The organism is Pseudonocardia sp. TMWB2A, assembly GCF_017312135.1.
This window is the reverse complement of the sequence record NZ_QKQY01000002.1, coordinates 1,574,973-1,600,295: the sequence shown is the minus strand read 5'-3', so window position 1 is coordinate 1,600,295 and position 25,323 is coordinate 1,574,973. Positions and strand designations below refer to the sequence as shown.

Genomic DNA, 25,323 nt, shown 5'->3' with positions numbered 1-25,323 from the left:
TGAGTGAGGCGATCCCTCGCATGAACCCACCACCCACCCCCGGCGCGCCGGCCACCGATCCGGCCGCCGCGCTCGGACTGCCGGGCGGCGACCCCGCCGAGGCCGTCACACCGGCGCCCGACGGTTCCCGTCGCGCGCGGTCCAACGGCCAGTTCGCCGAGATCTGGCGGCGCTACCGCCGCAACAAGCTCGCGATGGCCGGGCTGATCATCGTCGCGTTCGAGATCGTCATGGCAATCATCTCGCCGTTCTCGACGCCCTACGACCCGTTCGAGCAGAACCTGCTCAACACGCTGCAGCCGCCGTCGTCGGCGCACTTCTTCGGCACCGACGTCCTCGGCCGCGACCTGTACTCCGGGATCATCTACGGCGTCCGGCTGGCGATGATCGTCGGTCTGTCCGTGGTCTTCTTCTCCCTCGTCCTCGGGCTGACGCTCGGTGCGCTCGCCGGGTTCAAGGGCGGTGCCTGGGACGCGGTCATCGCCCGGATCATCGACATCTTCCTCGCGTTCCCGCCGCTGGTGGGCGCGCTGGTGATCGTCCGTGCGGTCGGCGGCGGGACGCTGCCGGTCGTCATCGCACTCGTCGCACTGGGCTGGATGACGACCGCCCGGCTGATGCGCGGCCAGGTGCTGGCCCTGCGGGAGGCCGAGTACGTCGAGGCGGCCCGCTCGATCGGGGCGGGCACCCGGCGGATCCTGACCCGGCACATCCTGCCCAACGCCGTGGCGCCGGTGCTCGTGTACTCGTTCACCTCGATCGGCGTGGTCGTCGTCGCGATGGCGACCCTGTCCTACCTCGGTGTCGGCGTCCCGCCGGACGTCCCCGAGTGGGGCCGGTTGATCTCGCAGGCGTCCCAGTACCTGTCGGTGCCGGGCAAGAGCTTCCTGTGGATCTTCCCGTCCGCCGCCATCGCGATCACCACGCTGGGCTTCGCGTTCGTGGCCGACGGCCTGCGCGACGCCCTCGACCCCAAGCTGCGCGGGAGGAACTGACCCGTGACCGAGAACCGAAGCGAGCACATGCTCGAGGTCCGCGACCTGCGGGTGCACTTCTCCACCGACGCCGGTGTGGTCAAGGCCGTCGACGGCGTCAGCTGGCACGTCGACCGGGGCGAGACCCTGGCGATCGTCGGCGAGTCCGGCTCCGGCAAGTCGGTGTCGGCGATGAGCCTGATGGGCCTCGTCCCGACCCCGCCGGCGACGTTCCCCAGCGGTGAGGTGCTGCTGGAGGGCCGCTCGCTGCTGACGATGTCGGAGTCCGAGCAGCGCAAGCTGCGCGGCAAGGACATCGCGATGATCTTCCAGGACCCGCTGACCGCGCTGAACCCGGTCTACAAGGTGGGCGACCAGATCGCCGAGATGATCCGGGCGCACGACCGGCAGGCCGGCAAGGTCACCGCCCGCCGCCGCGCCGTCGACCTGCTCGGCGAGGTCGGCATCCCGAACCCGGCCGCGCGGGCGTCGCAGTACCCGCACGAGTTCTCCGGCGGGATGCGCCAGCGCGCGATGATCGCGATGGCGCTCGCGAACGACCCGAAGGTCCTGCTGGCCGACGAGCCGACCACCGCGCTCGACGTCACGGTGCAGGCCCAGATCATGAACCTGCTCGAGAAGCTCCAGGAGCAGCGCGAGACGGCGATCGTCCTGATCACCCACGACCTGGGCCTGGTCGCGGCGCACGCCGACCGGATCATGGTCATGTACGCGGGCAGGGTCGTCGAGACCGGGACCAACGACGAGATCTTCGCCGAGCCGCGGCACGCCTACACCTACGGGCTGCTGTCATCGCTGGCGCGGATGGACCAGGCCCGGCCGGAAAAGCTGGAGCCGATCCCCGGGCAGCCGCCGAACCTCGCGCACGTCCCGTCGGGCTGCGCGTTCCACCCGCGCTGCCGGTTCGCCACGTCGTCCTGCGCGGAGAAGACCCCGGAGCTGGTCCAGCTCACCGACCGGCCCGGTCACCTGCACGCCTGCCTGCACTCCGACGAGGTCGGCGAGGCCGCCGCCACGCCGCGCGAGCCGGTCGTGCCGGGGTCCGAGGCGCACGTCGCGGAGACGGCGACCGGCGAGCCGATGCTGCGCACCGCGGGGCTGACCAAGTCGTTCCCGATCCGCTCCGGCGTGCTGTTCCAGCGCACCGTCGGTGTGGTGCAGGCCGTCGACGGCATCGACCTGGAGATCCCCGAGGGACAGACGCTGTCGCTGGTCGGCGAGTCCGGCTGCGGCAAGTCGACCGCGGCCCGGGCGATCCTGCGGCTGCACGAGCCCACCGCCGGCAGTGTGCACATCAACGGCCGCGACGTGACCGCGCTCGGGCAGTCCGAGCTGCGCTCGGCCCGGGAGGACATGCAGATCGTCTTCCAGGACCCGTACGCGTCGCTGAACCCGCGCATGACGGTCCGGTCGATCCTGTCGGAGAAGTACGAGCTGCTCGGCGGCGAGCTCACCGACTCCACGATCCCGGAGCTGCTCGAGACCGTGGGGCTCTCGGCCGAGTACGCCGAGCGCTACCCGCACGAGTTCTCCGGCGGGCAGCGCCAGCGCGTCGGCATCGCCAGGGCGATCGCGCTCAACCCGAAGTTCGTGGTGCTCGACGAGCCCGTCTCGGCCCTGGACGTGTCCATCCAGGCCCAGGTGCTCAACCTGCTCGAGCAGCTGCAGCGCGACTTCGGCCTGACCTACCTGTTCATCGCCCACGACCTGTCGGTGGTGCGCCACATCTCCGACCGCGTCGCGGTGATGTACCTGGGCAACGTCGTCGAGGTCGCCGACCGCGACGACCTGTTCGACCGGCCGCAGCACCCCTACACCCAGGCGCTGATCTCGGCGGTGCCCGTCCCGGACCCGGAGGTCGAGCGGGTGCGGGAGCGGATCGTGCTGACCGGGGACGTGCCCAACCCGGCCGATCCGCCGTCGGGCTGCCGGTTCCGCACCCGGTGCTGGAAGCACCTGGAGCTGTCCGACGCCGACAAGGCGCGCTGCATCGACGAGAAGCCGGTCCTGGAGATCGCGTCCGGCCCGGGGCACCGGGTGGCCTGCCACTTCGCCGAGGAGCGCGCGCTGCTGCGGACCTGACCGCGCACGACCCGTCCGAGCAGGACCCCACGGCCGCGACACGCCACCCGGTGCGAAACTGGGTGGCGTGTCGCTGGTTCTGGGGATCGAGACGTCGTGCGACGAGACCGGTGCCGGTCTCGTCCGGGACGGGGTGCTGCTCGGCGAGGGGCTGGCGTCGTCGGCGGACGAGCACGCCCGCTTCGGCGGTGTGGTCCCGGAGGTCGCGGCCCGCGCCCACGTGAGCGCGGTGACGCCGATGGTGCGCGCCGCCGTCGAGGCGGCCGGGGTGTCGCTGTCCGACGTCGACGCCGTCGCCGTCACCGCGGGGCCGGGGCTGTCGCCCGCGCTGCACGTCGGCGTCGCGGCGGCCAAGGCGTACGCGGCGGCGCTGGACGTGCCGCTCTACGGGGTGCACCACCTGGCCGGGCACGCCGCCGTCGACGTCCTGGAGCACGGGCCGCTGCCCGACCGCTGCGTCTGCCTGATCGTCTCCGGCGGGCACACCTCGCTGCTGGCGCTGGGCGACCTGGCCCGCGACCCCGTCGAGCACCTCGGCGACACCGTCGACGACGCGGCGGGGGAGGCCTTCGACAAGGTCGCCCGGCTGCTGGGCCTGCCCTACCCGGGCGGTCCGTCGGTCTCGAGGGCCTCACTCGACGGCGACCCGGCCGCGATCGCGTTCCCGCGCCCGATGACCGGCCCGCGCGACGCCGCGTTCGGCTTCTCCTTCTCCGGGCTCAAGACCGCCGTGGCCCGGCACGTCGAGGCCGCCCAGGACGCGGGCCGCGCCGTCCCGGTCCCGGACGTCGCCGCGTCGTTCCAGATGGCCGTCGTCGACGTCCTGGTCCGCAAGGCGCTGCGGGCGTGCGCCGAGCGCGGCGCGGACACCCTGCTCATGGTCGGCGGGGTCGCGGCGAACCGGGTGCTGCGCACCGAGATGGAGCGCGCCTGCGCGGGTGCCGGGATCACCCTACGGGTGCCCGTGCCCCGGCTGTGCACCGACAACGGCGCGATGATCGCGGCCCTGGGCGACCTGCTGGTCCGCGACGGCGTCGAACCCGCGGGGCTGGCCGGGACCGCCGTCCCGACCGTCCCGCTGACCGGCGCGACGATCACGTTCCCCCCGGCGACGGGGGAGGCGGCGGAGTTCCCGCTGCCCGTCGTCCCCCACGCCGCGGCGGGGTCGATCATCGCACCGTAGGCTCCCGGCGTGCCTGCTCGTCGCCTCCTGCTCGTCCACGCCCACCCGGACGACGAGACCCTGACCACCGGCGGGACCATCGCCCGCTACACGGCCGACCCCGACTGCGAGGTCACCGTGGTGACCTGCACCCTCGGTGAGGAGGGCGAGGTGATCGGTCCGGAGCTGGCCGAGCTCGCCCCGGACCGCGGTGACCAGCTCGGCGGCTACCGCATCCGCGAGCTCGACGCCGCGCTGGCCGCCCTCGGTGGGCCCCGGCACCGCTGGCTCGGCGGCCCCGGGCGCTGGCGCGACTCCGGCATGGTGCTGGCCGGGCACGGCACCCGCGCCGCGCTCCCGCCGGAGCTGCACCCGCGGGCATTCGCCGCCCCGGAGCCGTTCGGCACCCAGCTCGCCCAGCTGCTGGAGATCATCGACGAGGTCCGCCCGCAGGTGCTGGTCTCCTACGCCTCCGACGGCAGCTACGGCCATCCCGACCACGTCCGCGCGCACGAGCTGGTCGTCGCCGCGGCGGGGGCGCGCCCGGACGTCGTCGCCAAGCTGTACTTCGCGGTGCGGTCGAGCGCGCTGCTCGACGACGGGCTCACCGAGCTGCTCTCCGCGCTCGGCGGGGACCCGGACCGCACCGGGCTGCGCTGGCCGGAGCCCGACGAGCACCCCGGCCACGACGCCGCCGCCGTCACCACCCGGGTCGACGTCGACGCCCACGACGACGAGCGGGTCGCGGCGATGCGGGCGCACGCCACCCAGATCGACGTCCGCGGCGGCGACGGCTGGGTCGCGTTCGCGATGAGCAACGGCATCGTCCAGCCGCTGCTGGGCGTCGAGGAGTACGTGCTCGCCGGCGCGCCGCCCGGCACGACGGAGTCGGATCTGTTCGAGGGGGTCGACGGGTGAGCGACGTGACGAGGCTCCCGCTCGCGCTGGTGCTGCTGGTGATCTCGCTGCTGCTGGTGGCCTTCGAGCTGATGTTCCAGATGCTCTACATCGGGCCGGTCCCGGTGCCGCTGGGCACGGTGATCGTGGTCGTCTCGCTGCCGTGGCTGATCCACACCACGGCCACCGAGATCCTCCCGACCCCGGCGGGTGCGGCCGCCCCGCTGGTCGTGTGGTTCGCGGCGGTGCTCGTGCTCGGCTTCTTCGGCCCGGGCGGGGACCTCCTGCTCCCGGTGAACTGGGAGTCGCTGCTGCTGCTCGTCGCCGGTGCCGTGACCGGCGTCGTGTCGTTCCGCAGGGCGCTCGACCGGCTGGCGGACAGCCGCGACGACCGGAGGGTGACCCGATGACGATCTCCGACGACGACCTGGTGCGGGTCCTGCGCCCGTTCGTACGGGCCACCCGGCCGGTGCTCGAGGGTCTGCGCGAGTCCGACCCGTTCGGCCTGCGGGCCCGGGTGACGCCCGGCTCGGACCGTCCGGAGGACGCGACCGACGAGGAACGCTCGCTCGCCGACAAGATCCTCGACGCGCTGGCGTCGGTGAAGGTCCCCGGCACCTCGGCCTGGGCGGCGATGGACGTCCCCGCCCGCACCGACTGGTGGGTCTACCGGGTCGGCCGGTTCACCACGCTGATCGCCGCGACCCCCGGCCTGGGCGGGGCACTGGCCCGCACCCTGCCGGTGTCCGACGCCGTCGGCGCGGCGGGCGAGGGGCTGCTGCTCGTCGCGATCGCGGGCGAGCACGGCGTCCGCTCGGAGGACCGGCTCGTCGAGCTGCTGGCGTCGGTGCTGTTCCAGCGGGAGCTCGACCTCGCCGCCCGGGAGCTCACCGCGGCCGAGGACGCCGACGCCGACGCCCGCGCCGAGGAGCTCACCGGTGACCTCGCCGGCGACGGCAAGCGGGCCACGCTCAAGCGCGTCGGCAGCGCCGTGTGGCGTCTCGGACGGGCCCTGTGGGGCGTCGAGGACGAGCTCGACAAGCGTCCGCACGGCCGCTTCTACCACCAGTGGCTCGGGCTGCTGCCGGTCGTCGGCGTCGTCGGGAAGTACCTGGGGGAGTGGTCGGGGCTCAAGCGCGCCGCCAAGCAGGCCCGCGCCTGGCTGCTCCGCCGCGGGTTCGCCTGAGCCCCTGACCCTCCGGTCAGGCCGGATCCGGGGGAACCAGGTAGTGGTAGCGGTGGTGGTCGGTCCAGCCGGTGCGGCGGTAGAGGGCGAGCGCGGCGGTGTTGTCGTCGGCGACGTCGAGCATCCCGTGCCGCGCCCCGTGCGCCGCGCCCCAGGACAGCGCCTGTCCGGTGAGCCGGGCCGCGAGCCCGCCGCGCCGCGCGGCCGGGACGACCCACAGCCGTGACACGTAGACGTGGGAGTCGACGACGGCGGCGCGCACCGACGCGACCGGCGTCCCGTCGGCGTCCCGGAGCGTGCCGAACCCGATCTCGACGGGGTCCGTCTGCGTCGCTGTGCTCTGCTCACCGGGACGCAGCACCCCGGTCAGCACCGCCCACGCGGGCGCGCCGGGCCCGGGCTCCGGCTCGCCCTGGGCGGCCCACCAGTCCGGTCCGGGCGTCGCGGGCCACCGCGGCGCCGGGCCGTCGGACGCGGCGCGGGTGACGAGCACGGTGCAGGTCCCCGGGCTGTCGGCCCGCACCCAGCCCGCCTCGGCCACCCGGTTCGACCAGGGCGCGTCCACCGGGGCCTGCACCGCCGGGGCGATGCCGTGCCGCCGGGCGAACTCCCGCACGCGTTCCAGGGCGTGGTCGACCGGCATCCCCGGGTCCCCGAGGGCGAGCGCGGAGTTCGCCCGCCGCGTCCAGCCGCCGGCCGCGCGCAGCAGCCACCCGCCCAGCTCCTCGACGACCGGTGCCGGCCAGGCCGCCGCCCGTACGCGTTCCAGCCGGTCCACCGCCGCGCGGGACGCCCGCCGGGCCGGGGCGGGCGGCACCTCCCGGACGGCGACGACGGCGTCGCGCCGCACCCGGACCGGCCCCGACCGGGTGTGGACGACGACGGCGTCGGGCCCGTCGGGCTCCAGCTCACCGACCGCGTCGGTCAGTCCGGGGCCCGGTGCGCCCTCCGGCGCGATGCGGTGGCGCAGGGCCACCCGCCGTCCTGCCAGCTCGTCGAGCATGAAGCCGACCACCTCACTCCTGCCCCGCCGGGGGGCGCGGGTTAACCTGCGGGCGTCCCAGTTTGACCGGGCGCCCCGCCACCACATGATCTCCGGGTGCCCGCTGCTCCGAGTGGAGGACCACCGAAGTGACCTACGTGATCGCCGAACCCTGCGTCGACCTGCTCGACAAGGCGTGTATCGAGGAATGCCCGGTGGACTGCATCTACGAGGGTGGACGGATGCTCTACATCCACCCCGACGAGTGCGTCGACTGCGGTGCGTGCGAGCCGGTCTGCCCCGTCGAGGCCATCTACTACGAGGACGACGTCCCCGACCAGTGGGCCGCCTACACCAAGGCCAATGTGGACTTCTTCGACGAGCTGGGCTCGCCCGGCGGCGCCTCGAAGCTGGGCAAGGTCGACCGTGACGTGGAGCCGGCGAAGAGCCTGCCCCCGCAGGAACACGACGAGTGAGCAGGCTCGACCTCCCCGATTTCCCCTGGGACTCGCTGACCGGTGCGCGTGAGCGCGCGGCGGCGCACCCGGACGGCATCGTCGACCTGTCGGTCGGCACCCCGGTGGACCCGGTCCCCGGGGTGCTGCGCGACGCGTTGGCCGGGCCGGCCGCCGCCGAGCCCGGCTACCCGACGACGCACGGCCCGGCGTCGCTGCGCGAGGCGGTCGTCGCCTCGCTGCAGCGGCGCTTCGGCGTGTCCGGGGTCGACCCGGCCGCGGTGGTGCCCACGATCGGCTCCAAGGAGCTGGTCGCGTGGCTGCCGACGCTGCTGGGCCTCGGCGCGGGCGACACCGTCGTCATCCCGGAGCTCGCGTACCCGACCTACGAGGTCGGGGCGCGGCTGGCGGGGGCCGGGCACGTCCGTTCCGACGGCCTCACCGCCGCGGGCCCGGCCCGGGTCCGGCTGGTGTGGCTGAACTCGCCGTCGAACCCGACCGGCCAGGTCCTGCCGGTCGAGCACCTGCGCAAGGTCGTGACCTGGGCACGGGAGCGGGGCGCCGTCGTCGCCTCCGACGAGTGCTACCTCGGCCTGCCCGGCGACGCCGACCCGGCGCCGCGGTCGGTGCTGCACCCCGACGTCTGCGACGGCGACACCACCGGGCTGCTGGCGGTCCACTCGCTGTCGAAGGTGTCGAACCTGGCCGGGTACCGCGCCGGGTTCGTCGCGGGGGACCCGGCGCTGGTGTCGGGGCTGCTGGAGGTCCGCAAGCACGCCGGCATGATCGTGCCGCGCCCGGTGCAGGCCGCGCTGGAGGCGGCCGTCTCCGACGACGCCCACGTCGCCGAGCAGGCCGCCCGCTACGACGCCCGTCGTACCCGTCTGCGGGCCGGGCTGGAGAAGGCCGGGCTGACGATCGAGCACTCGCAGGCCGGGCTCTACCTGTGGGCGAGCGCGGACGAGCCGTGCCGCGAGACCGTGGACCGGCTCGCCGGCCTGGGGATCCTCGTCGCTCCCGGCGAGTTCTACGGTCCCGCGGGCGCCCGGCACGTCCGGGTCGGGCTGACCGCGCCGGACGAGCGGATCGACGCCGCGGTCGAGCGGCTCGACGCGGCCTGAACCCCACGGTCGTTGCGATGAGCAAGGACCCCGGGAGAGGATCGGCCCGGTAGCGACGACGCCGGCGCAGCGATCCGGTGGACCCGGCAGGCGAAGGAGCCGTCGAATGCAGGCACCGCGTCCCGGCGGTCCGGGTGCGCCCCGTGACGCCGGGCCCGAGGCCCCCGCGGCCCGGTCCCGGCCGGTCGTCCGGCCCGCGCTCGTCCTGCTCGGGGTGCTCGCGCTCGCGGTCAACCTGCGGGCCGGGCTCGCCGGGTACCCGCCGCTGCTGGAGACCGCGCGGGCCGACCTCGGGATCGGGGCGGGCGCGGCCGGGCTGGTGCAGGCCGGTGCGGTGCTAATGATGTCGGCGGGCTCGTTCGGCGCCGCCGCCGTCGCCGCCCGGGTCGGTCGTGAGCGGCTGCTCGGTGTCGCCGTCGCGACGATCGGGGTGGGCAGCCTGCTGCGGTCGGTCGTGGCGCTGCCCGCGCTCGTCGGCGGCTCGGTGCTGGTCGGGCTCGGCATCGGGGTGTCCGGGGTGCTGCTCACCGGGGTGGTGAAGGAGCACCTGGCCGAGCGGGCGGGCGCGGTGACCGGCGCCTACGTCGTCTCGATGATGATCGGCGCGACGGTCGCCTCCGCCGTCGCGGTGCCCCTGGCCGTCGCCCTGGGCGGTTGGTCCTTCTCGCTCGCGGTGTGGGCCGTGCCCGCGGTGCTCGCCGTCGCGGTGTGGGCGCCGGTCGCGAGCCGCATCGGTCACGCCCGTCCCTCCGCGGGCGCCCCGGGAGCGGCCGACGACGGCCCGTCGGTCGCCGAGGAGGTCCGGGTCCGTCACGACCCGTTCGCCCGCCGCATCGCCTGCTACCTGGCGGGCTCGTCGACGATCTTCTACGGCTGGCTGACCTGGCTGTCCCCGTTCTACGAGTCGCAGGGCTGGTCACCGCAGGCGGCCGGGCTGCTCCTCGCGGCGTGGAGCATCGCCCAGATCCCCGCGGCCCTGCTGTTCCCGGCCGCGGCCGAGCGCCGACGCCGGTGGCGGTTCTGGGCGGCGCTGACCGTGGTCAGCTCGGCCGCCGGGACGCTCGGGGTGCTGCTGGCCCCCGCACCGGGGACGCCGCTGCCGTGGCTGTGGGCGGTCCTGATCGGCATCGGCGTCGGCGCCGGGTTCCCGCTGGGGCTGACGGTGATCGCGTGGCGGACGCCGACCCCGGCCCGCAGCGCCGCCGTGAGCGGCTTCGGACTCGGGATCGGCTACTTCTCGGCCGGGATCGGGCCGCTGGTGATGGGCGTGGTCATCGACTCCGCCGGGTTCCCGCCCGCGATCGGGCTGCTCCTGATCGGCGCCGTGCTGCAGGGCGTCGCGGTGGTCCGGATCGGGGACCGCCCGCGCTGAGCGGGCGCCGTCTCAGAGTGCCTCGGCCTGCTCGGCCAGGTGCTCCCACGCGGCCCACCACCGGTCGCGCAGCGCCTCGGCGCGGGCCCGCTCGCGCTCGACCAGCCGGCCGCCGACGAAGACCTCATGGGCGTCGGGGCCGGGGCCCAGCTCGTCGAGCAGGGCGCGGATGCGGTGCTCGGCGACGCAGGCGTCCTGGTGGTCGCCGAGGACCTCCTGCAGCCCGGCGGCGGCCTTGAGCATCCGGCGGACCTGGCGGGCGTCGTCGGTGCGGGACCCGTCCGCGTCGCGCATCGCCGGTTCGACGAGCTCACCGGTGTAGCGCAGCCGCTTGGTGCGGATCCGCAGGTCGTGCAGGGTCATGTCCGGCGGGTTCGGCCCGGCCCGGCGCACCGCCTTGACGAGCTTGCGGGTCTCGGCCCGGACCAGCTCGATCAGCTCGGGGCGGGCGACCTCCTCCGGCGGCTCCGGCAGCGGAGCGGAGACGGCCTCGACCAGCGAGCGACGCAGTGCCGCGTGCCGGTCGGAGTCGAGCTCGTCGAGCATCTCGGCCCGCGCACCGACCCGCTCGGCCTCCAGCACCGCGACCAGACGCTCACCGGCGGCCAGCTCGGCCGACGGCAGGGTGGCCACCTCACCGCGGAGGCGGGCGATCATCACGTCGAGGTCGCGCACGGGGCCGAGCGCCCGGCCGAGCCGGCCGAGCTCGGCCCGCAGCAGGTCCGCCCAGGTGTGGTCGAGCAAGGGGCGGGCGGCCTTGAGCGCCGCCCGCATCCGCCGCACGGAGACCCGCATCTGGTGCAGGTCCTCGATCTCGGACCCGTCGCGCACACCGGGCTCGTGCCGCAGCATCGCGCGCAGCCGCTTGTCCAGCAGCGCGCGGACGTGCGCCACCGCCGGGTCCTGCGGTCCCGCGGTCAGCGGCTCACCGAGGTCCGCGGCGCCGTAGAGGTTCCCCGGAAGCTGCGCAGCCCCGTCCATACCCACCATGTCCCTGCCGTCCTGCTTCTGTGGGTCGTTCCGCCGCGAACCGCTGCCGGGCCGTCAGTTGGCGTGCAGCGCGGCGTTGAGGGCGATGCCGTCGCCGGTGCGGGCCAGCACCTCGACCGCGCCGGACACCGAGTTGCGGCGCAGCAGCAGCCCGTTCTGGCCGGACAGCTCGCGCGCCGCGGTGGTGCTGCCGTCGGGCAGCGTGACCTTGGTGCCCGCGGTGAGGTAGAGACCGGCCTCGACCACGCAGTCGTCGCCGAGGGAGATGCCCAGGCCCGCGTTCGCGCCGAGCAGGCAGCGGCGGCCGATCGAGATGACCTCCTTGCCGCCACCGGACAGCGTCCCCATGATCGAGGCACCGCCGCCGACGTCCGAGCCGTCCCCGACGACGACACCGGCGGAGATCCGGCCCTCGACCATCGACGCGCCGAGGGTGCCGGCGTTGAAGTTGACGAAGCCCTCGTGCATGACGGTCGTGCCCTCGGCGAGGTGCGCGCCGAGCCGGACGCGGTCGGCGTCACCGACGCGGACGCCGGCGGGGATCACGTAGTCGACCATCCGCGGGAACTTGTCGACGTGGGTGACGGTCACCGGGCCGCGGCCGCGCAGCTTCGCCCGGGTGAGCTCGAACCCGGGCACCGGGCACGGGCCGTGGTTGGTCCAGACGACGTTGGTGAGCAGCCCGAACTGGCCCTCGAGGTTCACCTGGTGCGGCTGGACGAGGCGGTGGCTGAGCAGGTGCAGCCTCAGGTAGACGTCGGCGGCGTCGGCGGGCGCGTCGGCCAGCGAGGCGATCTCGGTGCGCACGACCTCGGTGCGGACCCCACGCAGCTCGTCGGTCCCGACGAGGGGCGCCAGGTCGACGGCGTCGTCGGACGTGCCCCCGGCCAGCACCGGCGCCGGGTACCAGACGTCGAGGACGGTGCCGTCGGTCGTGACCGTGGCCAGGCCGGTTCCGGAAGCGCCTTCGCGGCGGTACTCGGTGCTCACGGGCCCCGAACTTACCGTCCCGCCGTCGCCCACGGCGCGCCGCGGTGGGTGCGCCGGGACACGTCCTCATGATCGGCTGCCCGTACCGAGAGCAGCAACGCCGCGGCCTTCAGGTAGCGGAGCACCGCGGTCGGCGCGAACGGCGGCGGTAGTGGGTCGGGCAGCCGACCGCACGCCCGGCACCGGGCCTGCATCAGCATCCAGTGCTCGATGGTCGGCGGTGGCGGCACGGTGCGGAACTGCGCGACCCGCACCTCCCACACGCTGCGCCGACGCATCGCGTCGCGCAGCGGCCGGTCCCGGTGGAACGTCTCCGGCGGTCGGGCGCAGCCGTACCGGTCGCCCCACCACTCGCCGGGCAGCGGGTCGAGGATCACGTCCAGATGCGACGGGAACCTGCGCCCCGCCCCGTCCCGCAGGTCACCCGGCGGGTCCTCCATCGGCGGCACCCGCCGGTTCTCCGCGTCGACGACGACCAGCCGCAGCCCCGCGACCGACAGGATCGCGGCCAGCGTGTCCAGCGCCGGCGCGAGCGACCGGCTCTCGATCCGGGCGATCGTCGACGGCGCCAGCCCCGTCCGCTCCGCGAGCTCCCGCTGCGACAGGTCCGCGCTGCGCCGCACCCGCCGGACCAGGCCGGACAGATCCGGGACGACGACGTCGACCGGCGCCGGCGGCGGCTCCGCGGGCAACCGGTCGCCCTCGATGATGTCCATGCACCGACCCTGCGTCCGCGAGCGCGGGATGCACCGGTGACCTGCGAATCTGTGGACAACTCGTGCACTTGTGGACAACCGGGCCGACGCCGGTGCCGGTGATGATCGAGGCGGCGGGCCCGCGGCCCGGAGCGGCCGTCCGGGAGGTGGCCGTCCGTGCGTCGCTTTGCTCTGCTCACCGATACGCAGCGGGCAGGCCCGAGGACGCCCCCAGGAGGCGAACGGAGCCCGTTCAGACCCCCGACCCTGCCCGGTTCCGGGGCCGACGGGAGGGGCGTGAGAGGCGCCTGTGGGCCCGTGCTGCGTATCGGTGAGCAGAGCAAAGCGACGACAAGGGAGCCACCCCCGGCGCCGCGGCACCGGGCCGGGACGTCGATCCGGCGCCACGGGGGCGGTCCGGGGTGCCCGGGAACGGCCGGGTCGCGGGGGAGGAGCGCCCGGGCGGGTCGGTAGCGTCGGGCCGGTGACGATGACGCTGCCCGCGCTGGACCTCACGTCCGACCCGGTGACCCTGACCGCCGCGATGGTCGACATCGCCAGTGTGTCCGGGGACGAGCGGCGCCTCGCCGACGCGCTCGAGGCCGCGCTGCGGACCCAGGCACCGCACCTGGAGGTGCTGCGGTCCGGTGACGCGGTGCTCGCGCGCACCGATCTGGGGCGTCCGCACCGCGTGCTGCTGGCCGGGCACATCGACACCGTGCCGATCGCGGACAACGTGCCGTCGCGCCGCGCCGACGGGATCGTGCACGGCTGCGGCACCTCGGACATGAAGTCCGGCGACGCCGTCTTCGCGCACCTCGCGGCCACGCTGGCCGAGCCGCGCCACGACCTCACCCTGGTCTTCTACGACTGCGAGGAGATCGAGGCGGAGCGCAACGGGCTCGGCCGCATCGAGCGCGAGCACCGGGATTGGCTCGACGCCGACCTCGCGATCCTCGGCGAGCCCACCGACGGCACCCTCGAGGCCGGCTGCCAGGGCACCCTCCGCGTCGAGCTGCGGACCTCGGGACGACGCTCGCACTCGGCGCGGTCGTGGCTGGGGGACAACGCGATCCACCGGGCCGGGGAGATCCTGTCGCGGCTGGCGGCGTACCGGCCGCGGTGGGTGGACATCGACGGCTGCGAGTACCGCGAGGGTCTGCAGGCCGTGCGGATCGGCGGCGGGGTCGCGGGCAACGTCGTCCCCGACGAGTGCGTCGTCACCGTGAACTTCCGGTTCGCCCCGGACCGGTCCGCCGAGCAGGCCGTCGAGCACGTCCGGGAGGTGTTCGACGGGTTCCCGCTCGTCGTCACCGACCTCTCGCCGGGTGCGCTGCCGGGCCTGTCCGCGCCGGCGGCCGCGGAGTTCGTCGCCGCGACCGGGGCCGTGCCGCGGGCGAAGTACGGCTGGACCGACGTCTCCCGCTTCGCCGCGCTGGGTATCCCGGCGGTCAACTACGGGCCCGGCGACCCGAACCTCGCCCACACCCGCGAGGAGCACGTCGCCGAGGACGCGATCACCGCCTGTACCGCGGTGCTGCGCCGCTACCTCGCGGGCCACCCCGCCTGACCGGAGCCGGCCGGCCGGGCCCGCGCCGACGACAGCGCCGACGACAGCGGCGACGACCCCACCGGCGGGGCCGGGTCGTCGCCGCCCGAATACCGTGATCGCCATGGCCGACGAGAACGCCGATCCCCGGACGCTGCACGAGAAGCAGCCCGAGAAGCAGCGTGGCCCGGTGGTGCTGCGCGGCGAACGCAGCATCGAGCCGACCACCACCGACCAGCGGCTGCTCGACTCGCGTGGCCCGGCCGACTGGGTGCACACCGACCCGTGGCGGGTGCTGCGGATCCAGGCCGAGTTCGTCGAGGGGTTCGGGATGCTCGCCGAGCTCCCGCGCGCGGCGACCGTGTTCGGCTCGGCCCGCACGCAGGGCGGCTCCCCGGAGTACGAGCTGGGCCGCGAGCTCGGGGCGCGGCTCGCCGGAGCCGGGTTCGCCGTGATCACCGGGGGCGGCCCGGGCGCGATGGAGGCCGCGAACCGCGGTGCCTCCGAGGCGGGCGGGCTCTCGGTCGGGCTCGGCATCGAGCTGCCGTTCGAGCAGGGCCTGAACCCGTGGGTCGACCTCGGGATCAACTTCCGCTACTTCTTCGCCCGCAAGACGATGTTCGTGAAGTACTCGCAGGCGTTCGTCTGCCTGCCCGGCGGGTTCGGCACGCTCGACGAGCTGTTCGAGGCGCTCGTCCTGGTGCAGACCAAGAAGGTCACCAAGTTCCCGGTCGTCCTGCTCGGCAGCGACTACTGGGGCGGCCTCTACGACTGGATCGCCAAGACCGTCCTCGCCGACGGCAAGATCGGCGAGAAGGACCTCGACCTGCTGCACGTCACCGACGACATCGACGACGCCGTCGACGTGGTCAACGAGGCCTACCACGCCTGGGAGGAGACGCACTGATGGCCGGTCCGGAGCCCGGGTTCGCCGTCTGCGTCTACTGCGCCAGCTCCGACGGCGTCGCCCCGCACTACCTCGACCTCGCCCGGGAGGTCGGCCGTGCGGTCGCCGCCCGCGGCTGGACGCTGGTGTCCGGCGGGGGCCGCAAGTCGATGATGGGTGCGGTCGCGGCCGGCGCCCGGGACGCCGGCGGCCGCACCGTCGGGGTCATCCCGCGGTCCATGGTCGAGCGCGAGTGGGCCGACCACGACAGCGACGAGCTGCTCGTCGTCGAGAGCATGCGCGAGCGCAAGCAGCAGATGGAGGACCGCGCCGACGCGTTCCTCGCGCTGCCCGGCGGCATCGGGACCTGCGAGGAGCTGTTCGAGGTCTGGACGGCCGGGTCGCTCGGCCTGCACGGCAAGCCGGTCGTGCTGCTCGACCCCGACGGCCACTGGGACGGCCTCGTCGACTGGGTCGCCGGCCTCGCCGACCGCGGGTTCGCCTCGCGGGCCCCGATCGAGCGGCTGCGCCAGGTCCGCGGCGACGACTCCGCTCCGGCCGACCCCGCCGGGCTGGCCGGCGCGGCGCTCGACGAGTGCGCCCGTCCGCTCACCTGAGCCCGTGACCCTCTCCGCCCGGCTCGCCGCCCGCAAGGACGGCCGTCGCATCGCCGTCGTCCTGCCCGCCCTGGACGAGGAGGCGACGGTCGGTCCGCTCGTCGCGGGGCTGACCCGGCTGTGCGAGGGCCCGTCCCCGCTGGTCGACGACCTCGTCGTCCTCGACTCCGGGAGCACCGACCGCACCGCGGAGTACGCCGCCGCGGCCGGGGCACGGGTGCTCGGCCGCGAGCGGGCGGTGCCCGGCGTCCCGGTGCTGCCGGGCAAGGGCGAGGCGATGTGGCGCGCCGTCGTCGCCCTGGGGAACGGGCCGCGCCCGGCCGACCTGGTCTGCTTCGTCGACGCCGACCTCGTCGACCCGCACCCCGAGCTCGTCGAACGGCTCCTCGCGCCGCTGCTCACCCGGCCCGGGACCGCGCTGGTCAAGGGCTACCACCGGCGCCCGCTCACCGGCCCCGGTGGTGCCGGCGGCCCCGACGACGCGAGCGGGCACGAGGGCGGCCGCGTCACCGAGCTGCTCGCCCGCCCCCTGCTCGCCGCGCTCCGCCCCGGGCTGCGGCACGTCCGCCAGCCCATCGGGGGTGAGTACGCCGCCACCCGCGAGCTGCTCGACCGGCTCCCGTTCGCGACCGGCTACGGCGTCGACATCGGCCTGCTGCTCGACACCGACGCCGACACCGTCGTCGGCGGGACCGCGGCCATCGCGCAGGCCGACCTCGGCGTGCGCCGGCACCGCAACCGCCCGCTGCACGAGCTCGGCCGCACCTCCCGCGAGGTCCTCGCCACGGCCCTGGCCCGCTGCGGGGTCGAGGACTCCGGCGCCGGGCTCACCGCGTTCCTCCCCGACGACGTCCTCCCCGGCCACGTCCGCACCGGGCACGGCGCGGAGACGGGATGGCGCACCGAGACCCGTCCGTTGCGCCAGGTGGACCGGCCCCCACCAGGCCGGGTGCGCGACGGAGGGTCCGCCGAGCCGGTGGCCGCACCCGCCGCCCGCGTGGGGTGAGACCCGCCGTCGGACCGGCGTGATGAGATGGCGGCATGGGGACCGCCCTCGCGTACGTGCTCGTCCTGGCCGGCGTCGCCGCGCTGGTCTTCGTGTTGGCGGCCGCGGTCTTCGGCCGCGGGGAGGAACTCGCCCCGCTCGCCCCGGACGCGACACCCACCCGGCTGCCCGCCCGCGAGGTCTCCGGAACCGACGTCCGTGACCTGCGTTTCCAGCAGGTGCTGCGCGGATACCGGATGGCTGAGGTGGACTGGGCACTCGACCGGCTGGCCGGCGAGCTGGACCGGGTCCGGACCGACCGGCACGAGCTGGCCGACCGGGTGGCCCGGTTGGAGGCGACGATCGCGCGGATGCGCGCCGAGGAGGACCCGGGTGACGAGCAACGACGGCGGTGGTGACGGCGGTACCGCAGGCAGGAGCGGGGACGGCCGCGACGGCGGGGTCGGCGACCGCACCCCGGGCGTGCGGCCGGCCGGTGGCGGCCGGGTGGAGCTGACGGTCCCGGTCGACGTCAACGTGCCCGCCGACGTCCTGTGGGAGGTCGTCTCCGACCTCGAGGGCCAGTCGGACTGGATGCTCGGCACGACCGTCGAGATCACCGCGGGCGACGGCCGCTCGGTCGGCACCGAGCTGCGCGCGGTCACCGGGGTCGGGCCGCTCGGCGTCGCCGACACGATGCGGGTCACCGAGTGGACCGAACCGCCCGCCGGTGCGACGGGGGAGCGGCGGATCGTCGTCACCCACACCGGCACCGTGATCCGCGGCGACGGCGTGTTCGCCGTCGTCGGGCTGGGCCCGGCGCGGTCGCGGTTCCTGTGGACCGAGCTGCTCGACCTGCCGCTCGGTGCGCTCGGCCGGTTCGGCTGGCCGCTGGTGCGCCCCGCGTTCCGGGCCGGGGTCGCGCACTCGCTGCGCGGCATGGCCGAGCGGACCGAGGACCGGTACCGGGCCGGCCGGTGACATCGCCCGACCCCGCGGCCCACGACGACCGCCCCCGCTGCGACTGGGCGCTCTCGGCACCGGACTACGTCGCCTACCACGACGACGAGTGGGGCCGCCCCGTCCACGGCACCGCGGCCTGGTTCGAGCGCATGAGCCTGGAGGGGTTCCAGTCCGGCCTGTCCTGGATCGTCGTGCTGCGCAAGCGTCCGGCGTTCCGCGAGGTCTTCGCCGGCTTCGACCCGGACACGGTCGCCCGCTTCGGCGACGACGACGTGACCCGCCTCCTCGGCGACGCCCGGATCGTGCGCAACCGGATGAAGATCGAGGCCACGATCTCCAACGCCCGCGCCGTGCTCGACCTCCTCGACGCCGGCGACGACCTCGGTGCGTTCCTCGCCTCCTACGCGCCCGACCCGGCCGACCACCCGCGCCCGGCACGGCTGTCCGACGTCCCCGGCTCCACGCCCGCGTCGACGGCGCTGTCGAAGGCGCTCAAGAAGCGCGGCTTCCGGTTCGTCGGTCCCACCACCTGCTATGCGCTCATGCAGGCGACCGGTCTGGTCGACGACCACGTCGCGTACTGCTGGCGTGCCGGGGCCGCCCCGGAGGACCCGCGGGGGACCGGACCGGGGTCGCCGTAGCGTCGCCGGGCCGTTGCGCTGCGTGAACGCCGCGGGTATCGCTGCCGAGCCGTGATCGCCTCGGTTGCACCTCGACGCCGGTGATGGGGGACAATGTGGTCCCACGGTCGGCGCGTGCCCCGAGCGCGCACCGGGGAACGACAGTTGTGGATGTTGACGGAGGACGGACGAATGGCCGCGATGAAGCCCCGCACCGGCGACGGGCCCATGGAAGTCACCAAGGAGGGCCGGGGCATCGTGATGCGCGTCCCGCTCGAGGGTGGCGGGCGTCTCGTCGTCGAGATGACCCCGGACGAGGCCACCGACCTCAGTGAGGCGCTGAAGTCGACCGTCGGCTGACGGCCGACCGAACGGACACGACACGGCGGGGCCGGGGAACCGGTCCCGCCGTCGTCGTACCCGGGGGGCCCGGCGACGGGCCTCAGGTCACCGACTCGTAGATCTCCAGCGTCCGCCGGGCCATCTCGGCCCAGGCGAACTCGGCGACCGCGCGCTCCCGGCCCCGCTCGCCCATCGTCGCGGCCCGCCGCGGGTCCGCGACCAGTGCGTTGACCCCCTCCGCCAGCGCCGCCTCGAACGCGGCGGTGTCGGCCGGGTCGTAGTGCGCGAGCAGGCCGGTCACGCCGTCGTCGACGACCTCCGGGATCCCGCCGACGTCGGAGGCGACCACGGCCGTGCCGCAGGCCATCGCCTCCAGGTTCACGATGCCCAGCGGCTCGTAGACCGACGGACACACGAACACCGTCGCCGCCGACAGCAGCTGGCGGACCTCGGCGGTGGCGAGCATCCGCTGGATCCACACGACGCCGTCGCGCGAGGCGGACAGCTCCGCCACCGCCCGCTCGGTCTCGGCCGCGATCTCCTTCGTGTCCGGGGCGCCCGCACACAGCACGACCTGCGCCGACGGGTCGAACCGGTGCGCCGCCGCGACCAGGTGCCCGAGGCCCTTCTGCCGGGTGATCCGGCCGACGAACACCACGAGCGGCCGGTCCGGGTCGACGCCGTGGGCGAGCAGCGCGTCGCGCGCCGGGTCGGGCGCGTAGAACTGCGTGTCGATGCCGTTGTGCACCACGTGCACCAGGTCCGGGTCGATCGCCGGGTAGGCGTTCAGCACGTCGCGGCGCATGCCGTGGGAGACCGCGATGACGGCGTCCGCCGCCTCGTAGGCGGTCCGCTCCACCCACGACGACAGCCGGTACCCGCCGCCGAGCTGCTCGGCCTTCCACGGCCGCAGCGGCTCCAGCGAGTGCGCGGTCACCACGTGCGGGCGTCCGTGCAGCAGGCCGCCGATGTGGCCCGCCATGTTGGCGTACCAGGTGTGGGAGTGCAGCACGTCACAGCGCTCCAGCTCGGCGGCCATCGACAGGTCCACCCCGAGCGTGGTCAGCGCGGCGTTCGCCCCGTCCGGCAGCGGCGGCGCGGAGTGCGCGCGGGCGTCGGCCGGTGTGTCGCTGCCCGGTTCGGCGAAGCAGTGCACGTCGACGTCGACGAGCTCCCGTAGGGCGGGGACGAGATGTCCCACGTGGACTCCGGCGCCGCCGTAGACGGCGGGCGGGTATTCACGGGTGAGAAGGCCGACGCGCACGGGCCGGGACGCTACCGGGGCGGGCGGACGCGGCGCGAGGAGTCCGCCGGGCGGTCGCTGCGTCCGACCCTGCCCGGCGGGGCCGGACGTATGGCCCCGCCACCGGGCGCCCACTAGTGTTCACGCCATGCGACCGACCGCGTCCGGACGTCTTCCCGGAAGGGTTCTCGGCATCGTGCTGGCCGGTGGCGAGGGGAAGCGGCTCTGGCCGCTCACCGCGGACCGTGCCAAGCCCGCCGTCCCGTTCGGTGGCAACTACCGGCTCATCGACTTCGTGCTGTCCAACCTCGTGAACTGCGGGATGGACCGGCTGTGCGTGCTGACCCAGTACAAGTCGCACTCGCTGGACCGGCACATCTCGACGACGTGGCGGCTGTCGTCGGTGCTCGACCAGTACATCACCACCGTCCCGGCCCAGCAGCGGCTCGGCAGGCGCTGGTACACCGGCTCGGCGGACGCGATCTTCCAGAGCCTCAACCTGGTCTACGACGACCAGCCCGAGTACATCGCCGTGTTCGGCGCCGACCACGTCTACCGGATGGACCCGGCGCAGATGATCGCCCAGCACGCCGAGTCCGGCGCGGGCGTCACCGTCGCGGGGATCCGGGTGCCGCGGGCCGAGGCGAAGGCGTTCGGCTGCATCGCCTCCGACGAGACCGGCCGCATCACCGAGTTCCTCGAGAAGCCGTCCGACCCGCCGCACGTGCCGGACGACCCCGAGGTGACCTTCGCCTCGATGGGCAACTACGTGTTCACCACCGAGGCCCTGCTCGACGCGCTGAAGGCCGACGCGGCGAACGCCGACTCCGACCACGACATGGGCGGGGACATCATCCCGGCGCTGGTCGCCAAGGGTGACGCGCACGTCTACGACTTCGCCGACAACGTCGTCCCCGGCGCCACCGAGCGCGACGCCGGCTACTGGCGCGACGTCGGGACCATCGACGCCTACTACGACGCGCACACCGACCTCGTCTCGGTGCACCCGATCTTCAACCTCTACAACCAGCGCTGGCCGATCCGCACCGCGGTGCCCGCGCTGCCGCCGGCGAAGTTCGTCGAGGGCGGCATCGCGCAGGACTCGATCGTCGGCGCGGGCACGATCATCTCCGGGGCGATCGTGCGCCGGTCGGTGATCAGCCCGAACGTGTCGGTGTCGGGCGGCGCGGAGGTTTCGGACTCGGTCGTGCTGCCGGGTGCCCGGATCGGCCGGGGCGCGGTGGTGCGGCGGGCGATCCTCGACAAGAACGTCGTCGTCCCCGACGGCGCACTGATCGGCGTCGACCTGAACCTGGACCGCAGCCGCTACACCGTCTCCAACGGCGGCGTCGTCGTCCTGGGCAAGGGCGTCACCGCGCAGTAGCGCTCACCCGGGGTGCCGAGGTCACCTGCGGACGGCGCAGAGCATCCCGTCCGCGACCGGCAGCAGCGCCGACAGCAGGCGCTCGTCGTCGCGGACCAGGGCGGCGGTCTCGCGCAGCGCGGCCGTGCCCGGGCCGTGCGCGGCACCGGGCTCGGCGACCCGGCCGCCGTCGAGCACACCCTCCAGCACCAGCACCCCGCCGGGGCGCAGCAGCCGGATCGCCTCGGCCAGGTAGCCGGGGTACTCGGCGGGGACGGCGTCGGCGACGACGAGGTCGTAGCCGCCGTCGGTCAGCCGCGGCAGCACCTCCAGCGCCATCCCGTTGATCAGCCGCGCGCGCCCGGGCCCGTACCCGGCGGCGAGGAAGGTGCGCCGGGCCGAGCGCTGCAGCTCCGGGTCGACGTCGATGGTGGTCAGCGTCCCGTCGCCGGCCATGCCGCGCAGCAGGTACAGCCCGCTCACCCCGGCCCCGGTCCCGATCTCGACGACGGCCCGCGCGGAGATCGTCGCGGCCAGCACCGACAGCGCCGCCCCGCCCGCCGCGGAGATGGGGTGCGCGCCCGCCGCCGTGCCCAGTGCGCGGGCCTCGCCGCACGCGTCGTCCTCGGCGAGGTAGCCCTCGGCGTACGCGGCCGCCCCCGCGGGTGTGCTCATGGAACAAGATTATCGCCGGAGCCCCGCGGGACGATTTCACAGACTTCTCTCAGACGGGTTTCACATCCTCCTCATGGGTGGCGGGCAGTCTGTGCTGCAACGAACGAAGTCTCGCGGCCGATCGACACCACGACACGGTCGCGACCCACGGAGGTGCCCGCCCCGATGTCCGCCCCTCGCGCAACCGACGACGCCCCGTTCCGGGACGCCGCCGCCGGTACCCGCCCCGGTGAGGGTGCCGACTGGACCCCGCCCACCTGGGACGAGGTCGTCCGGGAGCACGCCGACCGCGTCTACCGCCTCGCCTACCGCCTGTCCGGCAACCAGCACGACGCCGAGGACCTCACCCAGGAGACCTTCATCCGGGTGTTCCGGTCCCTGGCGTCCTACAAGCCGGGCACCTTCGAGGGCTGGCTGCACCGCATCACCACGAACCTGTTCCTCGACATGGTCCGCCGCCGCGCCCGGCTGCGGATGGAGGGCCTGCCCGAGGACACCGACCGTCTCCCGGGCGGTGGTCCCGAGCCCGAGACCGTGTTCGCGATCAACCACCTCGACCCGCACCTGCAGGCCGCGCTGGACGAGCTGCCCCCGGACTTCCGGGTCGCCGTCGTCCTGTGCGACGTCGAGGGCCTGTCCTACGAGGAGATCGGCGCCACCCTCGGGGTGAAGCTCGGCACCGTCCGCAGCCGCATCCACCGGGGCCGGACCGCGCTGCGGGCGTCGCTGGAGCGGCACCGGGCGGCCGCGGCGGAGGAGCAGGCGGTGGCATCCGACCGCGGTCCGGTGGCAGAGTTGGTTCCGTGACCGAGCGACGGCGTTTCCAGGTCGTCCCCCCGGACTGGGGGACGACCCACCTGACGCTCGAGGCGGTCGTCGCCTTCGTGGACGACGAGCTGGCCGCCGGTCCGCACGACCGCGCCACCCGCCACCTCGAGCGTTGCCCCGACTGCGCGGTGGAGGTCGCCGAGCAGCGGCGGGCCCGCACCGCACTGCGCGGTGCCGACGCCCCCACGCTGCCGCCGTCGCTGATGTCGACGCTGCGCGCGATCCCGCAGGACACCGAGCTGCCCCCGCCGCCGGCGGGCCTGTCGCTCACCCCGGACGGCCAGCTCGTGTCGGTGCTGCGCCCGGCGCCGGTCGAGGGCGACCACGGCCGTCGCGCCGGCCGGTCGCGACGGGTGCGTCTGGGCACCGGCGCCGCCGTGTCCGGGCTGGCGCTCGGCGCGCTCGCGTTCGGTCTGCCCGCCGCCACGACCGGCACCCCGACCGGGCCGACCGTGCCCGGCCCGGGTGCCGCGGCCGTCGCCCGGTTCGCGGCCACCCCGGTGCCCGCCTCGTCGCGGCGGACGGCCCTCCCGGCCGCCACCACGGTGGGCTCGACCGGGGCGCCGCTGTCGCCGACGACCTCGGCCACGCCGACCGGTGACGCCGACATCTCCCCGACGCCCTGACGCGTCACCGATACACCGACTTCACCGCCCGCCGGGCAGGCTGTGCGGGTGTACTGGGTGGACGCCGTGCCGGCTGATCGATCGTCGGGAGCAGTCTCCCCGGGCTCCGGGGTGACCCGGTGAGCGACGACCGCGGCGCCCGCCCGGACGGCGCGGCCGACCCGGAGGCCCCCGGCTCCGCCCCGCCGCGGCTGCGCCCCCGCCCGCTGGACCGTCCCGAGACCGACCCCGGCGAGCAGGCCGCGTTCGGCCGCCCGGACGGCGTCGGCAGCTCGTTCGCGCCGCCGTCGTCGCACCTCGGGTCGAACGGGTCGCTGCCGACGGTGCCCCCGCCGACCGCCGCGGTCGCCCGCGCGTTCGGCCGCCCGGACCGTGTACCGGACGGCGACCCCGCCGGTGGTCTGCAGCGTCCGCCCGGTGCCTCGGGCGACGCGCTGCGCGGGGGTGAGCAGAGCGCCGAGCAGGACCCGTTCTGGCCCGGCGGCTCGACCGGCGATCCGTGGCGCGACCCGGGAACGCCGGTCGTCGCCGCCCCACCCCCCGGCGACGGCGACGACCCCGGTGAGGGTCCCCGGCCCGACGGGCCCCGGCTCAGCGTCCGCGAGGTCCTGTTCGGCAAGCGGGTGCAGCCGCGCGCGCTGGCGCTGCTCGGCGTGCTCGCCCTCGTCGTCGGTGCCGCGGGCGGCCTGGTCGGGCACTGGACCGCCGCCGCGGCGGGCGCCCTGACCAGCCCCGGAGCCGTGCTGAGCGCGACCGAGCCCGCCCGGGAACGGCCGCCCGGCTCAGTGTCGGAGGTCGCCTCGCGGGTGCTGCCCGCGGTCGTCTCGCTGGAGGTGACCGTCGGCAACCAGGCGGGCAACGGCTCCGGCGTCGTGATCGACCCCGCGGGCTACGTGCTCACCAACGACCACGTCGTCGCGCCGGCGACCGGACCCGGCCAGGGCACCATCGAGGCCCTGTTCTCCGACGGCTCCCGCGTCCCGGCCACCGTGGTCGGCGCGGACCCGATGACCGACCTCGCGGTGGTCAAGGTGCCCGTCGCGAACCCGACGGTCGCCGCGATCGGCCGCTCCGGCGAGCTCGCCGTCGGCGACGCGGTGATCGCGATCGGGTCGCCGTTCGGCCTGGCGGGCACGGTGACGACGGGGATCGTGTCGGCCGTCGACCGCCCGGTGCGGCTCGACCCCGAGGGCAGTGCGGGCGACGCGGTGATCGACGCCGTGCAGACCGACGCCGCGATCAACCCCGGCAACTCCGGCGGCCCGCTGGTGGACGCGACCGGCGCCGTCGTCGGCATCAACACCGCGATCCGCAGCGCGGGCAGCGCCGAGTCCGGGGCGCAGGGCGGCTCGATCGGCCTGGGCTTCGCCATCCCGATCGACGACGCCCGCGCCATCGCCGAGGAGCTCATCCGCACCGGCCGCGTGGCGCACGCCGACCTCGGTGTCAACGCCCGCTCGGTCACCGACGGCGCCACCGACGGCGCCCAGGTGCAGAACGTCGTCGCCGGGGGACCGGCGGCCGCGGCCGGGATCGCCGACGGCGACGTCGTCGTCGACGTCGCCGGGCGCCCCATCGCCAGCGCCGACGAGCTCGTCGTCGCCGTCCGCGAACACGCCCCCGGCGAGCAGGTCCCGGTCGGTCTCGTCCGTCAGGGACGACCGCTCACCGTGACCGTCACACTCGGGCAGCGCTGAGA

The 25,323-nt window shown here is 75.0% G+C and carries 27 protein-coding genes; 21 read left to right on the top strand and 6 right to left on the bottom strand.

Going from position 1 to position 25,323, the window contains the following annotated elements:
- Positions 1 to 20: 20 nt before the first annotated feature.
- The 6 genes from DMP17_RS21945 to DMP17_RS21920 all read left to right on the top strand — a co-directional run bounded on the left by DMP17_RS21945 (position 21) and on the right by DMP17_RS21920 (position 6,322).
- Complete coding sequence (locus DMP17_RS21945; RefSeq protein ID WP_060713202.1) at positions 21 to 995, top strand: ABC transporter permease; 975 nt, start codon at positions 21 to 23, stop codon at positions 993 to 995.
- 3 nt (positions 996 to 998) lie between these two features.
- Positions 999 to 3,077 (top strand): ABC transporter ATP-binding protein, encoded by a 2,079-nt coding sequence (locus DMP17_RS21940; protein ID WP_308016815.1) that lies wholly within the window; start codon positions 999 to 1,001, stop codon positions 3,075 to 3,077.
- Between the two features lie 67 nt (positions 3,078 to 3,144).
- Entirely contained in the window at positions 3,145 to 4,260 is a 1,116-nt protein-coding gene (gene tsaD, locus DMP17_RS21935) for a tRNA (adenosine(37)-N6)-threonylcarbamoyltransferase complex transferase subunit TsaD (RefSeq protein ID WP_337830457.1), read from the top strand.
- Between the two features lie 9 nt (positions 4,261 to 4,269).
- Positions 4,270 to 5,157 (top strand): N-acetyl-1-D-myo-inositol-2-amino-2-deoxy-alpha-D-glucopyranoside deacetylase, encoded by an 888-nt coding sequence (gene mshB, locus DMP17_RS21930; protein ID WP_226367183.1) that lies wholly within the window; start codon positions 4,270 to 4,272, stop codon positions 5,155 to 5,157.
- Complete coding sequence (locus tag DMP17_RS21925; RefSeq protein WP_226355294.1) at positions 5,154 to 5,546, top strand: hypothetical protein; 393 nt, start codon at positions 5,154 to 5,156, stop codon at positions 5,544 to 5,546. The genes mshB and DMP17_RS21925 overlap by 4 nt, the downstream gene beginning before the upstream one ends.
- On the top strand, positions 5,543 to 6,322 hold the full coding sequence (locus DMP17_RS21920; RefSeq protein WP_337830456.1) for a hypothetical protein: 780 nt from the start codon (positions 5,543 to 5,545) through the stop codon (positions 6,320 to 6,322). The genes DMP17_RS21925 and DMP17_RS21920 overlap by 4 nt, the downstream gene beginning before the upstream one ends.
- 16 nt (positions 6,323 to 6,338) lie before the next feature.
- Here DMP17_RS21920 and DMP17_RS21915 read toward each other — a convergent pair whose 3' ends face one another.
- On the bottom strand, positions 6,339 to 7,337 hold the full coding sequence (locus DMP17_RS21915; protein ID WP_337830455.1) for a GNAT family N-acetyltransferase: 999 nt from the start codon (positions 7,335 to 7,337) through the stop codon (positions 6,339 to 6,341).
- Between the two features lie 116 nt (positions 7,338 to 7,453).
- Here DMP17_RS21915 and fdxA point away from each other — a divergent pair, with 116 nt between their 5' ends.
- The 3 genes from fdxA to DMP17_RS21900 all read left to right on the top strand — a co-directional run bounded on the left by fdxA (position 7,454) and on the right by DMP17_RS21900 (position 10,252).
- A complete protein-coding gene (fdxA, locus tag DMP17_RS21910; RefSeq protein ID WP_020626080.1) occupies positions 7,454 to 7,780 on the top strand; it encodes a ferredoxin in 327 nt (108 codons plus the stop codon).
- Positions 7,777 to 8,880: a succinyldiaminopimelate transaminase gene (dapC, locus tag DMP17_RS21905; RefSeq protein ID WP_337830454.1), complete on the top strand. Its 1,104-nt coding sequence runs from the start codon at positions 7,777 to 7,779 to the stop codon at positions 8,878 to 8,880. The genes fdxA and dapC overlap by 4 nt, the downstream gene beginning before the upstream one ends.
- Before the next feature lie 106 nt (positions 8,881 to 8,986).
- Positions 8,987 to 10,252 (top strand): MFS transporter, encoded by a 1,266-nt coding sequence (locus DMP17_RS21900; RefSeq protein WP_226367178.1) that lies wholly within the window; start codon positions 8,987 to 8,989, stop codon positions 10,250 to 10,252.
- A 12-nt stretch (positions 10,253 to 10,264) separates the two neighbouring features.
- Here DMP17_RS21900 and DMP17_RS21895 read toward each other — a convergent pair whose 3' ends face one another.
- Genes DMP17_RS21895 through DMP17_RS21885 form a run of 3 tightly spaced genes read right to left on the bottom strand, consistent with a single transcriptional unit; the run spans position 10,265 to position 12,948 of the window.
- Positions 10,265 to 11,242: a CHAD domain-containing protein gene (locus DMP17_RS21895; protein WP_337830453.1), complete on the bottom strand. Its 978-nt coding sequence runs from the start codon at positions 11,240 to 11,242 to the stop codon at positions 10,265 to 10,267.
- A 54-nt stretch (positions 11,243 to 11,296) separates the two neighbouring features.
- Positions 11,297 to 12,232, bottom strand: a complete 936-nt coding sequence (gene dapD, locus DMP17_RS21890) for a 2,3,4,5-tetrahydropyridine-2,6-dicarboxylate N-succinyltransferase (protein ID WP_337830452.1) — start codon at positions 12,230 to 12,232, stop codon at positions 11,297 to 11,299.
- Positions 12,233 to 12,243: 11 nt separating this feature from the next.
- Positions 12,244 to 12,948, bottom strand: a complete 705-nt coding sequence (locus DMP17_RS21885) for a helix-turn-helix domain-containing protein (protein WP_337830451.1) — start codon at positions 12,946 to 12,948, stop codon at positions 12,244 to 12,246.
- 475 nt (positions 12,949 to 13,423) lie between these two features.
- On the opposite strand from DMP17_RS21885, the gene dapE reads away from it, so the two are divergent.
- The 8 genes from dapE to DMP17_RS21845 all read left to right on the top strand — a co-directional run bounded on the left by dapE (position 13,424) and on the right by DMP17_RS21845 (position 18,907).
- Positions 13,424 to 14,497 carry a succinyl-diaminopimelate desuccinylase gene (gene dapE, locus DMP17_RS21880; RefSeq protein WP_226356649.1) on the top strand — a complete coding sequence of 358 codons (1,074 nt, stop codon included), beginning with the start codon at positions 13,424 to 13,426 and terminating at the stop codon, positions 14,495 to 14,497.
- Positions 14,498 to 14,600: 103 nt separating this feature from the next.
- Positions 14,601 to 15,383: a TIGR00730 family Rossman fold protein gene (locus DMP17_RS21875; protein WP_226355302.1), complete on the top strand. Its 783-nt coding sequence runs from the start codon at positions 14,601 to 14,603 to the stop codon at positions 15,381 to 15,383.
- On the top strand, positions 15,383 to 15,979 hold the full coding sequence (locus DMP17_RS21870) for a TIGR00730 family Rossman fold protein (RefSeq protein WP_226355303.1): 597 nt from the start codon (positions 15,383 to 15,385) through the stop codon (positions 15,977 to 15,979). The genes DMP17_RS21875 and DMP17_RS21870 overlap by 1 nt, the downstream gene beginning before the upstream one ends.
- 4 nt (positions 15,980 to 15,983) lie before the next feature.
- The gene (locus DMP17_RS21865) at positions 15,984 to 16,985 is read left to right on the top strand and encodes a glucosyl-3-phosphoglycerate synthase (protein ID WP_337830450.1); all 1,002 of its coding nucleotides are present in this window, start codon (positions 15,984 to 15,986) and stop codon (positions 16,983 to 16,985) included.
- A gap of 35 nt (positions 16,986 to 17,020) precedes the next feature.
- Positions 17,021 to 17,383 carry a DivIVA domain-containing protein gene (locus DMP17_RS21860; protein ID WP_337830449.1) on the top strand — a complete coding sequence of 121 codons (363 nt, stop codon included), beginning with the start codon at positions 17,021 to 17,023 and terminating at the stop codon, positions 17,381 to 17,383.
- Positions 17,358 to 17,945 (top strand): SRPBCC family protein, encoded by a 588-nt coding sequence (locus DMP17_RS21855; protein ID WP_337830448.1) that lies wholly within the window; start codon positions 17,358 to 17,360, stop codon positions 17,943 to 17,945. The genes DMP17_RS21860 and DMP17_RS21855 overlap by 26 nt, the downstream gene beginning before the upstream one ends.
- The gene (locus DMP17_RS21850) at positions 17,942 to 18,568 is read left to right on the top strand and encodes a DNA-3-methyladenine glycosylase I (protein WP_337830447.1); all 627 of its coding nucleotides are present in this window, start codon (positions 17,942 to 17,944) and stop codon (positions 18,566 to 18,568) included. The genes DMP17_RS21855 and DMP17_RS21850 overlap by 4 nt, the downstream gene beginning before the upstream one ends.
- Before the next feature lie 171 nt (positions 18,569 to 18,739).
- Entirely contained in the window at positions 18,740 to 18,907 is a 168-nt protein-coding gene (locus DMP17_RS21845) for a DUF3117 domain-containing protein (protein ID WP_010241564.1), read from the top strand.
- Positions 18,908 to 18,989: 82 nt separating this feature from the next.
- Here DMP17_RS21845 and glgA read toward each other — a convergent pair whose 3' ends face one another.
- Positions 18,990 to 20,153: a glycogen synthase gene (gene glgA / locus DMP17_RS21840; protein ID WP_226355307.1), complete on the bottom strand. Its 1,164-nt coding sequence runs from the start codon at positions 20,151 to 20,153 to the stop codon at positions 18,990 to 18,992.
- Positions 20,154 to 20,280: 127 nt separating this feature from the next.
- On the opposite strand from glgA, the gene glgC reads away from it, so the two are divergent.
- Positions 20,281 to 21,516 (top strand): glucose-1-phosphate adenylyltransferase, encoded by a 1,236-nt coding sequence (gene glgC / locus DMP17_RS21835; protein WP_208819300.1) that lies wholly within the window; start codon positions 20,281 to 20,283, stop codon positions 21,514 to 21,516.
- 21 nt (positions 21,517 to 21,537) lie between these two features.
- Here glgC and DMP17_RS21830 read toward each other — a convergent pair whose 3' ends face one another.
- A complete protein-coding gene (locus DMP17_RS21830) occupies positions 21,538 to 22,170 on the bottom strand; it encodes an O-methyltransferase (protein WP_226355308.1) in 633 nt (210 codons plus the stop codon).
- A 165-nt stretch (positions 22,171 to 22,335) separates the two neighbouring features.
- On the opposite strand from DMP17_RS21830, the gene sigE reads away from it, so the two are divergent.
- From sigE to DMP17_RS21815, 3 genes are all read left to right on the top strand, one after another.
- Entirely contained in the window at positions 22,336 to 22,977 is a 642-nt protein-coding gene (gene sigE, locus DMP17_RS21825; RefSeq protein WP_062400471.1) for an RNA polymerase sigma factor SigE, read from the top strand.
- The gene (locus tag DMP17_RS21820; protein ID WP_337830446.1) at positions 22,974 to 23,624 is read left to right on the top strand and encodes an anti-sigma factor family protein; all 651 of its coding nucleotides are present in this window, start codon (positions 22,974 to 22,976) and stop codon (positions 23,622 to 23,624) included. The genes sigE and DMP17_RS21820 overlap by 4 nt, the downstream gene beginning before the upstream one ends.
- A gap of 119 nt (positions 23,625 to 23,743) precedes the next feature.
- Entirely contained in the window at positions 23,744 to 25,321 is a 1,578-nt protein-coding gene (locus DMP17_RS21815; RefSeq protein ID WP_337830445.1) for a S1C family serine protease, read from the top strand.
- Positions 25,322 to 25,323: the final 2 nt, after the last annotated feature.

Coding starts and splice junctions, on each gene's coding strand:
- DMP17_RS21875 (WP_226355302.1), top strand. CDS start 14,601: ATGGCCGACGAGAACGCCGATCCCCGGACGCTGCACGAGAAGCAGCCC.
- DMP17_RS21870 (WP_226355303.1), top strand. CDS start 15,383: ATGGCCGGTCCGGAGCCCGGGTTCGCCGTCTGCGTCTACTGCGCCAGC.
- DMP17_RS21845 (WP_010241564.1), top strand. CDS start 18,740: ATGGCCGCGATGAAGCCCCGCACCGGCGACGGGCCCATGGAAGTCACC.
- DMP17_RS21885 (WP_337830451.1), bottom strand. CDS start 12,948: ATGGACATCATCGAGGGCGACCGGTTGCCCGCGGAGCCGCCGCCGGCG.
- DMP17_RS21920 (WP_337830456.1), top strand. CDS start 5,543: ATGACGATCTCCGACGACGACCTGGTGCGGGTCCTGCGCCCGTTCGTA.
- DMP17_RS21945 (WP_060713202.1), top strand. CDS start 21: ATGAACCCACCACCCACCCCCGGCGCGCCGGCCACCGATCCGGCCGCC.
- DMP17_RS21900 (WP_226367178.1), top strand. CDS start 8,987: ATGCAGGCACCGCGTCCCGGCGGTCCGGGTGCGCCCCGTGACGCCGGG.
- DMP17_RS21895 (WP_337830453.1), bottom strand. CDS start 11,242: ATGGTGGGTATGGACGGGGCTGCGCAGCTTCCGGGGAACCTCTACGGC.
- DMP17_RS21860 (WP_337830449.1), top strand. CDS start 17,021: ATGGGGACCGCCCTCGCGTACGTGCTCGTCCTGGCCGGCGTCGCCGCG.
- DMP17_RS21830 (WP_226355308.1), bottom strand. CDS start 22,170: ATGAGCACACCCGCGGGGGCGGCCGCGTACGCCGAGGGCTACCTCGCC.
- sigE (WP_062400471.1), top strand. CDS start 22,336: ATGTCCGCCCCTCGCGCAACCGACGACGCCCCGTTCCGGGACGCCGCC.
- glgC (WP_208819300.1), top strand. CDS start 20,281: ATGCGACCGACCGCGTCCGGACGTCTTCCCGGAAGGGTTCTCGGCATC.